Source organism: Ruegeria sp. K7 (assembly GCF_056531785.1).
Genome location: NZ_JBQFMJ010000003.1, coordinates 311,025 through 324,232 on the forward strand (window position 1 = coordinate 311,025; position 13,208 = coordinate 324,232).

At 59.7% G+C, this 13,208-nt stretch carries 15 protein-coding genes and 1 riboswitch; of the genes, 11 read left to right on the forward strand and 4 right to left on the reverse strand.

From position 1 onward, the window contains the following. Positions 1 to 10: 10 nt before the first annotated feature. Positions 11 to 625, reverse strand: a complete 615-nt coding sequence (locus tag ACR0FE_RS08495) for an FMN-binding negative transcriptional regulator (protein ID WP_480912370.1) — start codon at positions 623 to 625, stop codon at positions 11 to 13. A gap of 53 nt (positions 626 to 678) precedes the next feature. Next, positions 679 to 826, forward strand: a riboswitch (FMN riboswitch). A 128-nt stretch (positions 827 to 954) separates the two neighbouring features. Here ACR0FE_RS08495 and ACR0FE_RS08500 point away from each other — a divergent pair. The 5 genes from ACR0FE_RS08500 (at position 955) to cobO (ending at position 4,905) form a co-directional block, all read left to right on the forward strand. Continuing rightward, a complete protein-coding gene (locus ACR0FE_RS08500; protein WP_170612559.1) occupies positions 955 to 1,395 on the forward strand; it encodes a 6,7-dimethyl-8-ribityllumazine synthase in 441 nt (146 codons plus the stop codon). 126 nt (positions 1,396 to 1,521) lie between these two features. Continuing rightward, positions 1,522 to 2,622 carry a chorismate synthase gene (gene aroC / locus ACR0FE_RS08505; RefSeq protein ID WP_480912373.1) on the forward strand — a complete coding sequence of 367 codons (1,101 nt, stop codon included), beginning with the start codon at positions 1,522 to 1,524 and terminating at the stop codon, positions 2,620 to 2,622. Next, on the forward strand, positions 2,606 to 3,268 hold the full coding sequence (locus ACR0FE_RS08510) for an HD domain-containing protein (RefSeq protein ID WP_170612555.1): 663 nt from the start codon (positions 2,606 to 2,608) through the stop codon (positions 3,266 to 3,268). Before aroC ends, ACR0FE_RS08510 begins: the two co-directional genes overlap by 17 nt. A 45-nt stretch (positions 3,269 to 3,313) precedes the next feature. Continuing rightward, positions 3,314 to 4,249: a DMT family transporter gene (locus tag ACR0FE_RS08515; RefSeq protein ID WP_480912376.1), complete on the forward strand. Its 936-nt coding sequence runs from the start codon at positions 3,314 to 3,316 to the stop codon at positions 4,247 to 4,249. A 56-nt stretch (positions 4,250 to 4,305) separates the two neighbouring features. Then, a complete protein-coding gene (gene cobO / locus ACR0FE_RS08520; RefSeq protein WP_321250028.1) occupies positions 4,306 to 4,905 on the forward strand; it encodes a cob(I)yrinic acid a,c-diamide adenosyltransferase in 600 nt (199 codons plus the stop codon). A 395-nt stretch (positions 4,906 to 5,300) separates the two neighbouring features. On the opposite strand, the gene ACR0FE_RS08525 is transcribed toward cobO, so the two are convergent. From ACR0FE_RS08525 to ACR0FE_RS08535, 3 genes are all read right to left on the reverse strand, one after another. Then, the gene (locus tag ACR0FE_RS08525) at positions 5,301 to 5,666 is read right to left on the reverse strand and encodes an SPW repeat domain-containing protein (protein WP_170612549.1); all 366 of its coding nucleotides are present in this window, start codon (positions 5,664 to 5,666) and stop codon (positions 5,301 to 5,303) included. Between the two features lie 108 nt (positions 5,667 to 5,774). Further along, a complete protein-coding gene (locus ACR0FE_RS08530; protein ID WP_170613139.1) occupies positions 5,775 to 6,725 on the reverse strand; it encodes an AraC family transcriptional regulator in 951 nt (316 codons plus the stop codon). 125 nt (positions 6,726 to 6,850) lie between these two features. Next, on the reverse strand, positions 6,851 to 7,717 hold the full coding sequence (locus tag ACR0FE_RS08535; protein WP_170612547.1) for a branched-chain amino acid aminotransferase: 867 nt from the start codon (positions 7,715 to 7,717) through the stop codon (positions 6,851 to 6,853). A gap of 157 nt (positions 7,718 to 7,874) precedes the next feature. On the opposite strand from ACR0FE_RS08535, the gene ACR0FE_RS08540 reads away from it, so the two are divergent. From ACR0FE_RS08540 to dxs, 6 genes are all read left to right on the forward strand, one after another. After that, positions 7,875 to 8,387, forward strand: coding sequence for a MarR family transcriptional regulator (locus ACR0FE_RS08540; protein ID WP_170612544.1), 513 nt, complete (start codon positions 7,875 to 7,877; stop codon positions 8,385 to 8,387). After that, on the forward strand, positions 8,384 to 9,085 hold the full coding sequence (locus ACR0FE_RS08545; protein ID WP_170612542.1) for a response regulator: 702 nt from the start codon (positions 8,384 to 8,386) through the stop codon (positions 9,083 to 9,085). The genes ACR0FE_RS08540 and ACR0FE_RS08545 overlap by 4 nt, the downstream gene beginning before the upstream one ends. Positions 9,086 to 9,155: 70 nt before the next feature. Then, the gene (locus ACR0FE_RS08550) at positions 9,156 to 10,082 is read left to right on the forward strand and encodes a histone deacetylase family protein (protein WP_480912381.1); all 927 of its coding nucleotides are present in this window, start codon (positions 9,156 to 9,158) and stop codon (positions 10,080 to 10,082) included. Then, positions 10,079 to 10,321: an exodeoxyribonuclease VII small subunit gene (locus tag ACR0FE_RS08555; RefSeq protein WP_170682639.1), complete on the forward strand. Its 243-nt coding sequence runs from the start codon at positions 10,079 to 10,081 to the stop codon at positions 10,319 to 10,321. The genes ACR0FE_RS08550 and ACR0FE_RS08555 overlap by 4 nt, the downstream gene beginning before the upstream one ends. After that, positions 10,322 to 11,188: a polyprenyl synthetase family protein gene (locus tag ACR0FE_RS08560; protein WP_480912384.1), complete on the forward strand. Its 867-nt coding sequence runs from the start codon at positions 10,322 to 10,324 to the stop codon at positions 11,186 to 11,188. It begins immediately after the preceding gene. A 16-nt stretch (positions 11,189 to 11,204) separates the two neighbouring features. Beyond that, positions 11,205 to 13,133: a 1-deoxy-D-xylulose-5-phosphate synthase gene (dxs, locus tag ACR0FE_RS08565; protein WP_480912387.1), complete on the forward strand. Its 1,929-nt coding sequence runs from the start codon at positions 11,205 to 11,207 to the stop codon at positions 13,131 to 13,133. Positions 13,134 to 13,208 lie beyond the last annotated feature (75 nt).

Sequence of the window (13,208 nt, forward strand, 5' to 3'; positions counted from 1 at the left end):
ATCCGGCTGGTCATGTTCCCCGCATCAATGTGGCCAGCAATCCGGTCTCGCTGCCAAAACCATCCGCTTCAACGTAATCGGCCGCAGAATGCCGCATCTTGTCGGTTTTGTTCTGATTCAGCTTCCAGGTGCCCTGAATGTCGCCCACCTGCAGTCTGCACGGGACAATCATCCGCATCATGCGCTCCAACGCGTCCGAGTTCATCTTTCCGGCGGTCCAGGGCGGCTTGGGCCGCAGGCGCTCTTCGTAGAAAGCGGATTGGCGATCCAGCAAATCCCGCAATTCAGAATGTGGCAGTACCCTGATCCGGCCTGTCAGGTGCACGGCGACATAGTTCCATGTCGGCACCTGGTCCTCGGCCCCGTACCAATCGGGTGAGATGTACCCGTCCGGCCCGGACACGGCGATCCGGGCAACACGCGGCTGTTTCAGTGCGTGCACAATCGGGTTCGATCGCACCAGATGCAGGTCGGCAACGGCCCCATCTTCGCTAATTAAGAAAGGCACATGGCTGAGCAACGGCGCCTGATCTGTAGAAAGGGCCAGAACCCCGAACGCCCGTTCTCGGGCAAAGGCGATATGGCGCGCAGTGTCTTCAGCGCGGAAGGCAGGGTTCGGGTGCATGTCTATCCTCCTGCGAAATCTCTTGCAGAACCGCCCGCACCTTGGCAAGGTCCGCGCGTTCTCAGGGCGGGGCGGAATTCCCCACCGGCGGTATGCGGGTCACGACCCGCAAGCCCGCGAGCGGCCCCGGCGACCGGGGTGTCAGCAGATCTGGTGAGAGGCCAGAGCCGACGGTTACAGTCCGGATGAAAGAGAACGTGCTGGCGCGCCGCCAAACGGCGCGGCGGCTCGTGATCGCCTTGGGTGACGTGTCATGCCGGGCTGGCAGCGAAAAGTGGGAACCGGTTCTCGTGACAGCCAGTTGGCAACCAAACCGAAAGGAGATCTTGATGACACACACCCGCTATGCATTCGTCAAAGCCAACTGGCATTCGGACATCGTTGACCGGGCGCTCGACGGGTTTCTGGAACTGATCCCTGCCGATCAGGTCGATGTTTTCGACGTGCCGGGCGCGTTCGAGATGCCTCTGCTGGCCCGCGATCTGGCCCAAACCGGGCGCTACGCCGCTGTTGCCTGCGCCGCCTTTGTCGTGGATGGCGGCATCTACCGGCATGATTTCGTGGCACAGGCCGTGGTCGACGGGCTGATGCGCGCCGGAATGGACACGGGCGTTCCCGTCCTCTCGGTCTCGCTCACGCCGCACCAGTATCAGGAAACCGACCACCACAACGCCATCTATCGTGCGCATTTCGTTAAAAAAGGGCGCGAAGCCGCACAGGCCGCTCTCAAGATCACCGAATCCCGTGCAGAGATTGCGCAAGTCGCCTGAACTTCATCTTTTCAAAAATACTCAAAACGCGCTGCCCATCGGGCAGCGCCCCCCGGACCAATCAGCAAATCCGCTTGAGGCCGGGCCCCGCGACCGCTAATCACATCGCGCAAAGGAGCACGCCTCATGTCGATGAACAGCTTTGGCCATCTTTTCCGCGTCACCACCTGGGGTGAAAGCCACGGACCCGCTTTGGGTGCGACCGTCGATGGCTGCCCGCCGGGCGTCGCGATCGACGAGGGAATGATCCAGCACTGGCTGGACAAGCGCAAACCGGGGCAGAACAAGTTCACCACTCAGCGGCGTGAACCGGATCAGGTGAAAATCCTCTCGGGTGTGTTCGAAGGCCAGACCACCGGGACCCCCGTGCAGCTGATGATCGAAAACACCGATCAGCGCTCGAAAGATTACGGCGACATCATGGACAAGTTCCGCCCGGGCCACGCCGATATCACCTACTGGCAGAAATACGGCATCCGCGATTATCGCGGTGGTGGGCGCAGTTCGGCCCGCGAAACGGCCTCTCGTGTTGCGGCCGGAGGTCTGGCGCGTGAGGCGATCAAACAGATTGCCCCCAATGTTCAGATCACCGGTTACATGACGCAGATCGGACCCCACAAGATTAATCGCGACAATTTCGACTGGTCCCAGATCGAACAAAATCCGTTTTGGACCCCGGATGCGCACGCGGCCGAGGGTTGGGCGGCTTTTCTGGACGATCTGCGCAAATCCGGAAACTCGGTTGGTGCCGTGGTCGAAGTGGTGGCGCGCGGCGTTCCTGCCGGTCTTGGTGCGCCGGTTTATGCCAAGTTAGACACTGATCTGGCCGCCGCGATGATGTCGATCAATGCGGTCAAGGGCGTCGAGATCGGCGAGGGCATGGCCGCGGCGGAACTGACCGGAGAGGCCAATGCAGATGAGATCTTCATGGGCCAGAACGGCCCGCAATTCAGTTCGAACCACGCGGGCGGTATTCTCGGCGGTATCTCGACCGGACATGACATTGTGGTCCGTTTCGCGGTCAAGCCGACCTCGTCCATCCTGACCACTCGCAAAACGATCACCAAATCCGGGGAAGAGACCGAAATCATCACCAAAGGCCGCCATGACCCCTGCGTCGGCATTCGCGCTGTCCCGGTAGGCGAGGCGATGATGGCTTGCGTGATCCTAGACCACCTGCTGCTGCACCGCGGCCAGATCGGAGAGAACCGTGGACGGATCGGCTGATCTGCGGACACGCCTGCGCGGCATCGTTGCGCAGCGGATGGAGACCGACCCTGCCCATGATCTGGCCCACCTAGACCGGGTCTGGGTGAATGCGCAGGCCATCGCGGATCGCGAAACGGATATGGCCGTGCTTCTGGCCGCAAGCTATCTGCATGATCTGGTGAACCTGCCAAAAGATGACCCTTGCCGGCATCTGGCCTCGCGCCGGTCCGCGACGGAATCAGAGACTGTTCTGAGGGAACTGGGCTATCGCCCGGATCAGATCCGCGCCATTCAGCACGCAATTGAATCCCACAGCTTTTCGGCCAACATCACGCCTGAAACGGATGAGGCCCGTATTCTGCGGGATGCCGACCGGCTGGATGCGTTGGGCGCGATCGGCGTGGCCCGCAACTTTTCTGTTTCGGGCGCGTTGGGGCGGTCGCTTTATGACCCGGCCGACCCGTTTGCAGAACACCGGCCTCTGGATGACCTGCACTTCTCGGTCGACCATTGGAAAGTCAAGCTTCTCAGCCTGCCGAATGACATGCTGACCGAGACCGGAAAACAGATCGCGCAGCAGCGGATCGGCCGGATGATCCGTTTTCTTGAAGAATTCGCGGAAGAGATCGGCAGTACCTTGCCGCCAAGCTGGACAGACCGCTGATTCCAGCCGTTGATCTTTGCGCCGCAAAGGCGCAGGGTCGCGCCGATGGCAAAACCCTTAACATCGCATCGACCCGTACTGGCCGTGGCGCTGAAACTCAGCGCCCTTTTTCTGTTCACCTCGATGTCGGCGCTGGTCAAGGCATTGTCAGAAGATTTTCCACCGGGTGAACTGGTTTTTTTCCGGTCGCTCTTTGCCATTCCGGTCATCATCATCTGGCTGATATCGCGTGGGGAACTGGCGCAGGGCTTCGTGGTCAAAAAGCCGATGGGTCATTTCTGGCGCGGTGTTCTGGGCACGACCGCAATGGGTTTGACTTTCACTGGGCTCAGCCTGCTGCCGCTGCCCGAAGTGACTGCCATTGGCTACGCAACCCCGATCTTCACCCTCGTTCTAGCAGCGGTCATGTTGGGCGAACGTATCCGTTTGATCCGTATTGGTGCCGTCGTTCTGGGCCTTTTGGGTGTTCTGATCATGCTGTGGCCGCGGCTTGGCAGCACCGAACTGGAACTGGCAGCCACAATTGGTGCGCTTTGCGTGCTGGGCGCAACAATCGCGCGGGCCTTTGTGCAGATTCACATCCGGCAATTGGTTCAGGTCGACCATCCGGCTGCGATCGTTTTCTACTTTTCGGTTACGGCGACCGCCCTGTCCGGGCTGACGGTATTCTGGGGCTGGGCTGTGCCGACATGGGAGCAGCTGGCGATACTGATTGCGATGGGACTGACCGGGGGGGTCGCGCAAATCCTGGTGACGTCCTCGTACCGGTTTGGACAGGCCTCGATGCTGGCCCCATATGACTATACCACCATGTTGTTTGCCATCGGCATCGGCTATGTCTGGTTCGATGAGCTGCCAACGCTGGCCATTCTGCTTGGGGCAGTTCTGGTCATCGCCGGCAATGCGGTGGTGATCTGGCGCGAGCATCAGCTGGGGCTGGAGCGCGGCAAGGCCAGATCTGTCACGGACCCCAAAGCGTGACTTTACCTTTCGCCATCTTTCCCTAGTTTGGGCGCGACAAACAACGAGGTTTCCCGATGAGTGACGCACAGGATCACAAGGAAAAGATGCAAAAGGTGCAGGCTGAGCACCGTAAGAAGGTTTCCGAGGCGGTCGATCCCGAACGCGGCCTGGTTCTGATCAACACAGGCAAGGGCAAAGGCAAATCCTCGGCCGCATTTGGTGTCGTGATCAGGGCGCTGGGCTGGGGTCAGCAGGTTGCCGTCGTACAGTTCATCAAGGGCAAATGGAAAACCGGTGAACGGCGCTTTTTCGAAGAGCGCGATCTGGTGACATGGCACACCATGGGCGAAGGTTTTACCTGGGATACACAGGACAAGGAACGCGATATCGCCGCCGCAAACGCTGCTTTCGACAAAGCGTGCAAGCTGATGAGCAGCGGAGATTATGATCTGGTCGTGCTGGACGAGATCAACATCGCATTGCGCTATGAGTACCTTTCGGTCGAACAGGTGATCGACGGGCTGAAGAACCGGTCAGGGCGTACCAGCGTCTTTCTGACAGGTCGCGACGCGCCTCAAGCGCTGCGGGATTATGCCGATCTGGTCACCGAAATGAACGTGGAAAAACACCCGTTTCAGGCCGGTATCAAAGCCCAGCGCGGCGTCGATTTCTGATATCGGGTCGGTTTGGTCAATCATTCACCGGGCCGCTTCGTGCGGCTCGGGCTTCAAACACACGGCGCACTGACTCGCGTAGACGGGCTGACTCTTCTTCGGAAACTCGGGTGTCTGTATCTTTACTGATTGGCCCGTTCTGATCGAGATAGGCGGCATAATCTTTATTGCAGCCACACCCGCAGGAGGTCGCGGCCTCGTGTTTGGACATGAGTTCATCAAACGGGCGACACATCCCAAACCTCTCATAGTCGTTTTCGGGGCGGTGGCGTGCCGTCACCTTGTGCTGCGCTAAGCTCGCAGACCGCCCCGAAACCTGATGCCGAAACAGATGCATCCGGCGCTTCTTAATAATCTGACTGTTTTAGTCGGAATACTCAAGTCTGAATTTGCACTCAGGCGGTGACGCCTTGCTCGGGCGCGCTGAGTGAAATGACAACAACCACGGCCGCACCGTTCAGCCAGTAAAAGACTGCGTCCAGCCCGGTGAAACCAAAAAGGCTGGGTGCCAGCAGAAAGGTGATCCCGACAATCAGGTCCACCGTGAGATGGAGCTTGTAGGGCAGGACCCGCCATATCCCAAGGTGATGATCGGTCAGAACGGTCAAAACAAATGCGGCGACGCCCGTTGTGACGGACAGCCACAAGGCGATCGGGTTTGATTGACCCAATCCCAGAACAAAAGGCAGGATCATAAGGGCCAGGGCGACCGGGTAATCAAGATAGGCGTGCACGGTGCGCGTTACGAAACGAAGAGACATGATGTTTCCTTTCCTTGCTTGGAGTAGCCCCAAGATAAGGGTGCAATTCAGGACGTATTAGCTCTTGGCGTTCGCAGTTCTTTGCAGATCGTTCAGCAGATCGAGGTATTAGTTCATCGCCCGATAGGCCGCGGGAGATAGGCCGATCTGTTTTTTGAAAACGCGGGAAAACGCAGCCTCCGAGGCATAACCCACTTCGGCGGCGGCATCAGCGACGTTCCAGCGGCTTTCGGTCAGGCCATGGCAGGCAATCTGCATGCGCCAGTTGGTCAGATACTGCATGGGTGTCGTTCCCATCTTCTCGGCAAACAACTGTGCGAATGCCGTGCGCGACATTCCTGCCTCGCGGGCCAGTGTCTCCACGCTCCACTCCTGTGCGGGGGCGCGGTGAAACGCGGTAAGCGCGCGCGAAACCCGCTGGTCGGCAAATCCCGCCAGAGCGGCGTTACTGGGGCTTTGGTGTTCCAGATAGGCACGGATTGCCTGTGCAAACAGGACCTCGGACAGTTTCAGCGCGATCAGGTCGCCCCCGATCCGGGCCCCGCTCACTTCTGACCCGATCATGCGCAGGGTAGCCTCGATCCAGGCGCCCGCCTCTTCGCCGTAATTTTCGATCAGAATATAGGGCGGCAGCCGATCAATCAGCATATGTCCTGTTCCGCGTCGCCCCGGTGGCGCGGTGAAAGAGAAATGCCCGCAGATCAGCTGCGTGTCGCGATCCTTGTCCTCGCCCCCATAGACCAGAACACCGTCACCCTGATAGCCGGACTGCTGCAGCACCTGCTCCAGTGGCAGCGCATCGAATGGTCTGACCTCGTTGCACAACAACGCATGGGCCGCCCCATGCGGAACAAGGATCAGATCCCCTTGTTTGAGGCGCAATGTGTCTCCGGTTGAAGACACATGAACCTTCAATTCCCCGCGTTGCACGAAATGGAACCGAGCCACGTTTTCAAAGGCCGGAACCTGAATTCCAAAGGGGGGCGTAAAGGATGTGCGGAAATAGAACGTCCCGCGCAGGGACAGGCGTGTGAGGATATCGCTGAGCAGGTCCAACATGACAGCACTGTACACATCCTTGCGCAATCGTCCATCCGGCTGAACGTTCAGCAAGGAAATCCGGACAACCTGCAAAGAAAAACCCCCGCCAAAAGCGAGGGTTTCAATGGTTCTCGGGCTCGGGATTAGGCGCGGACGAGGGCTTCGTAGTCTGCCGCGATTTCGCGGGTAAGATCGCCAACTTCGAACGTATAGTCGCCGATCTGCCCAACCGGGGTGACCTCAGCAGCGGTGCCGGTCAGCCAGCATTGCTCGAAATCGGCCATCTCTTCCGGTTTGATCCGGCGCTCGTGCACGGTAATGCCTTTGTCCTTCAGCATCTGAATGACCGTTTGGCGGGTGATGCCGTTCAGGAAGCAGTCGGCCAACGGAGTGTGGACCTCGCCATCCTTGACGAAGAACACGTTGGCGCCGGTTGCCTCGGCCACAAACCCACGCCAATCCATGAACAGGGCGTCCGAGCAGCCTTTGGCTTCGGCTTTGTGTTTCGAGATCGTGCAGATCATGTAGAGGCCCGCCGCCTTGGCGTGAACCGGTATGGTTTCCGGGCTGGGCCGCTTCCATTCGGCGATGTCCAGCTTGGCGCCCTGCATCTTGGCGTCACCATAATATGCGCCCCAGGGCCAGACCGCGACAGCCATCCGCACCGGGTTTCTGGCCGAAGCCACACCCATATCGTCACCCGAACCGCGCCAGACCAGTGCGCGTACATAGGCATCCTGAAGACCGCTGGCTTTCAGCGCCTCTTCCTTGGCGGCTTCGATTTGATCGACGTCATAAGGCATGGGCATATCCAGCGCCTCGGCCGAGGCGATCAGACGTTTCGAATGCTCGCGACTTTTGAAAATTTTGCCGTTATACGCCCGTTCGCCTTCGAATACGGACGAGGCATAATGCATTGCGTGGGTCAGAATATGCACATTGGCCTCGCGCCAGGGTACAAGTTTGCCATCCAACCAGATGACACCGTCACGATCGTCATATCCCGCCATGCGAACCTCCTGAGCCGGTAATTGTTTCCGATTGTTGCGCAAGTTTTGCCTGAAATGGACATGAAATTGCGCAAAAACTGGGAATCGATTCCTGTGTGCACTTGGAATGTCAATATCACTGACATAAAGTCAACCCGAGTAACGAATGAGGCGCAATATGTCCGACACCCGCCCGACTCAGGTCTTTGGTGGAGAAAGCCTGCTGTTTCTGACTGACGAGCAGTTGCGGCAGGGGATCGAGGCGATGTTCTTTGCGTATCGCGGCTTTACCGCCGATCCGGATCGCATTCTGGCGCAGATGGCCTATGGCCGTGCGCATCACAGGGCCATCCATTTCATCAACCGCGCGCCGGGGACAACGGTCAATAATCTGCTGGCCATACTAGGGGTGACAAAACAGTCTCTGAACAGGGTCTTACGCACTTTGATCGAAGACGGTTTGGTGGAAAGCCGGGTCGGAACAGTGGACAAACGGGAACGACACCTATTTCTGACAGAGAATGGCAGGGCACTGGAGGCGACGCTGTCCGAGGCGCAGCGCGTTCGGATGCGCGCGGCTTACAAGGAAGCCGGACCCGAGGCGGTCTCGGGCTTTCGCAAAGTGCTTGAAGCGATGATGGATGCTGATATGCGTCATGCATATACGAAATTGCGGGATACGACTTCATGAGCGAAATGGACGCCCATCTGCTGATCGTCGATGATGACGAGCGCATTCGTGATCTCCTCAAGAAATTCCTGATGCGTAACGGATTTCTGGTCACAGCGGCCCGGGATGCGGCGCACGCCCGGCGGGTGCTGTCCGGACTGGACTTTGACCTGATCGTTCTGGATGTGATGATGCCCGGCGAGGACGGCGTCAGCCTGACGCGGTCCCTGCGCGAAACTCATGCGACACCAATCCTGCTGTTGACGGCAAAGGGTGAGACCGAGCATCGGATTTCCGGGCTGGAAGCGGGCGCGGACGACTACCTGTCCAAACCCTTTGAGCCCAAGGAACTGCTGCTGCGGATCAATGCGATCCTGAGACGGATGCCAGACACGCCTGCACAGGACAGCGCAGCCAAGATTTTGCAACTTGGACCCATTCGGTACGATATTGAGCGCGGAGAGATGTGGCAGGGCGAGAACCCGGTACGGCTGACGGCGACGGAAAGCCAGTTGATGAAGATTTTTTCGGCCCAGCCGGGTGAACCGATCAGCCGCGCCAAACTTGTCGAGGATTTGGGCCGGGACAAAGGCCAGGCACAGGAGCGGGCGGTGGATGTGCAGATCACCCGCCTGCGCCGCAAGATCGAACAGGACCCGAAACAACCGCGCTATCTTCAGACGGTGCGCGGGGCCGGGTACATGCTGGCGCCGGACTAAGAAGTGCCGCTGCGCGGCGACTTGAAGCCTTCGGCGAGGGTATTTGTAGCCAGATGAAGAAGGGATCCCCATGAAAACAGCCCTTTTGACCCACGCGGATTGCCTTGGGCATGTAACACCCGACGGGCACCCCGAACGTGTCGCACGGCTGGAGCATATTCTGCATGCGCTTGAACCCCTGGACCTGAATCGGGTGACCGCGCCCTTGGCGGCGGATGACGATCTTTTGCGCATACACCCGCAAAGCTACATCAGCGACCTGCGCAAAATGCGCCCCGTCGACGGGTTTGCCCAGATTGACGGGGACACGTTTCTGTCTCCGGGTTCGATCGACGCTGCCTATCGCGCCGCCGGTGCGGTTGTTCGGGCCGTGGACATGGTTTTGGAGGGAGACGCCGGAAACGCCTTCTGCGCCATCCGGCCCCCGGGGCATCATGCCGAAACTGACACGGCCATGGGGTTCTGCCTGTTCGGCAACGCTGCGCTGGCGGCCAAACATGCGCTGGACCATCATGGCCTTGGCCGGGTGGCGGTGGTGGATTTTGATGTACATCACGGCAACGGTACGCAGGAATTGCTTTGGGACGAGCGGCGCGCGTTGCTGATCACCAGCCAACAGATGCCATTGTGGCCCGGATCGGGTCGTCCGGATGAGACCGGCGCCTTCGAGACAATCCTGAATATTCCGCTGGCGCCCGGTACGGGCGGCCCTGAAATGCGCAGGGTCTACGAAACGCAGGCCTTTCCGCGTTTGCGTGCATTCAAGCCGGAACTGATCATTATCTCGGCCGGGTTCGACGCGCATCAAAACGATCCCCTGGCCAATCTCAACTGGTCGACCGCCGACTTCGCCTGGATCACGGCCGAACTGTGCAGGATCGCCGATGAGGTTTGCGGTGGCCGCATCGTCTCGACTCTGGAAGGCGGATATGATCTGAACGCACTGGCCGAGGCGACACGCGCCCATGTGGAAGAACTGATGAAGGCAGCACGATGACCGATACCCCAGTTGAGCAGATGACTTTCGAACAGGCGATGAAAGAGCTTGAGGCCGTGGTCGGCCAGCTGGAGCGCGGCGACGTGGCGCTGGACCAATCCATCGCGCTGTATGAGCGTGGCGCGCAGCTGAAGAAGCGCTGCGAGGACGAGCTGAAGCGGGCCGAGGAAAAGGTGGCTGCGATCACTCTGGACGCCGACGGGCAGCCGACCGGGACGACCCCTGTCGAAGGTCTGTAGATGTTTCAGGACATTCTGGCGCAGGATGCCGCGCGGATTCAGCACCAGTTCGATCTGGTGCTGGGGGCGCTGGACGATCTGGATGTGACCCGGGCGATGGCCTATGCCACCGAGGGCGGAAAGCGCCTGCGCGGGTTCCTGGTACTGGAAAGCGCACGGTTACATGGAATTGACGCCGCGCAGGCGATCTGGCCCGCAACCGGGATCGAGGCGTTGCATGCTTATTCACTCGTCCATGACGATCTGCCCTGCATGGACGACGATGATATGCGCCGAGGTCGCCCGACAGTGCACGTGAAATGGGACGAAGGCACTGCCCTTTTGACCGGCGATGCCTTGCAGACGCTGGCATTTGAGTTGTGCTCCCTACCCGAGGTCGGAACCGCCGAGGTGCGCGCGGAACTGGCCGTGACATTGGCCAAGGCGAGTGGGGCGCAGGGGATGGTGCTGGGTCAGGCGCTGGATATTGCGGCGGAAACGGCGGAAACGCCGCTGACACTGGATGAAATCACGCGCCTGCAGGCGGGCAAAACCGGCGCACTGATCGAATGGTCCGCCTGTGCGGGTGCGCGCCTGGCGCAGATCGACCCAGAGCCGATGCGCCAATATGCCCGTGCCCTTGGACTTGCCTTCCAGATTGCTGATGACATCTTGGATGTAGAAGGTGACGCCGAAAAAGCCGGTAAGCGCCTGCAAAAGGATGCGGCGGCCGGAAAGGCGACCTTTGTCTCGCTGCTGGGTCTGGACGCGGCCAAGGCTCGTGCCGTGGACCTGGCAAATCAGGCCTGTGCCGCGCTGGATGGGTATGGTCCGCAGGCAGAAACCTTGAAGGACGCCGCCCGCTTCGTTATTGCCCGGGACAGCTAAGCCAGGAACGCGCCAAATGTCTGACCGCCCGAATACGCCCCTGCTGGACCTTGTGAACCGCCCTGCGGATCTCAGGCGGTTCTCGGACGCGCAGTTGCATCAGGTGGCGCAGGAGCTGCGGGCCGAGACGATTTCGGCGGTTTCCGTCACCGGCGGGCATCTGGGTGCGGGATTGGGCGTGGTCGAACTAACCACGGCGTTGCATGCGGTTTTCGAAACACCGCGCGACAAGATCATCTGGGACGTCGGCCATCAGTGCTATCCGCACAAGATTTTGACCGAACGCCGCGACCGAATCCGGACCCTGCGCCAGAAAGATGGCCTGAGCGGGTTCACCAAGCGCAGCGAAAGCCCATATGACCCCTTTGGCGCGGCGCATTCCAGTACATCGATCAGTGCGGCGCTGGGCTTTGCCGTGGCGCGCGATCTGGGCGGAGTAACACCCGAAGGTCTGGGTGACGCGATTGCCGTGATCGGCGACGGGTCGATGTCGGCGGGCATGGCCTTTGAGGCGATGAACAACGCCGGCCATCTGAAGAAACGCCTGATCGTCATTCTGAACGACAATGAGATGAGCATTGCGCCACCGGTTGGTGCGCTCTCCAACTATCTGTCGCGAATTTACGCCGAAGAACCTTTCCATGATCTGAAAGCTGCCGCCAAAGGCGCGGTCTCGCTGCTGCCGGAACCGTTCCGTGAAGGCGCAAAGCGCGCCAAGGAGATGCTGAAGGGGATGGCCGTAGGGGGCACGCTGTTCGAAGAACTGGGCTTTTCCTATGTGGGACCGATCGACGGGCATGACATGGACCAGTTGCTGCCGGTGCTGCGCACCGTCAAGGCGCGGGCAACCGGGCCGATCCTGATCCATGTGTTGACCAAGAAGGGCAAAGGTTTCGCCCCGGCCGAACAGGCCCGCGACAGGGGGCACGCGACGGCGAAATTCGACGTGGTGACGGGCGAACAGAAAAAGGCACCATCCAACGCGCCGTCTTACACTTCGGTTTTCGGCAAAACGCTTGTGGAAGAGGCCGCGCGTGACGACAAGATCGTTGCGGTCACAGCCGCAATGCCGGATGGTACGGGCCTGAACCTGTTTGCCGAACGATATCCTTCCCGTTGTTTTGACGTGGCGATTGCCGAACAGCACGGCGTAACCTTCGCCGCTGCGCTGGCGGCCGGTGGGATGAAGCCGTTCTGCGCGATGTACTCGACCTTTTTGCAGCGCGGGTATGATCAGGTTGTGCATGATGTTGCCATCCAGCGGTTGCCGGTGCGATTTGCAATCGATCGTGCCGGGCTGGTGGGCGCGGATGGCGCGACACATGCCGGTTCGTTTGACATCGCTTATCTGGCCAATCTGCCGGGCATGGTGGTGATGGCCGCCGCTGACGAGGCGGAACTGATGCATATGGTTGCGACTGCCGCAGCCCATGATGACGGCCCCATCGCGTTCCGCTATCCCCGTGGCGAAGGTGTTGGCGTAGAACTGCCGGAACGCGGTGAAATTCTGGAAATCGGCAAGGGACGCATGATCCGGAAGGGCGCGCGCGTGGCGTTGCTGTCATTTGGCACGCGCCTGGCCGAGGTAGAGAAGGCGGCGGAATCTCTGACAGGCAAGGGCATTTCACCGACCATTGCCGATGCCCGCTTTGCCAAACCGCTGGATCGGGACCTGATCCTGTCGCTGGCTGAGGATCACGAGGCCCTGATAACCATCGAAGAAGGCGCAGTCGGCGGGTTCGGCAGCCACGTTGCGCAACTGCTTTCGGACGAAGGGGTGTTCGACCTCGGCCTCAGGTATCGCTCGATGGTTTTGCCTGACACGTTCATCGATCAGGCCAACCCGGCGGATATGTATGCCGAGGCCGGAATGAATGCCGAGCACATCGAAGCAAAAGTACTGGATGTGCTGGGTATCGCGACAATCGGCGAAAAACGCGCCTGATTTCAGTGGGCGGTTTTTAGGCCAGATCCCGGGTTTTTTACGCTTACTGCAAAATGGCCGCAGTCATCTGTTTGA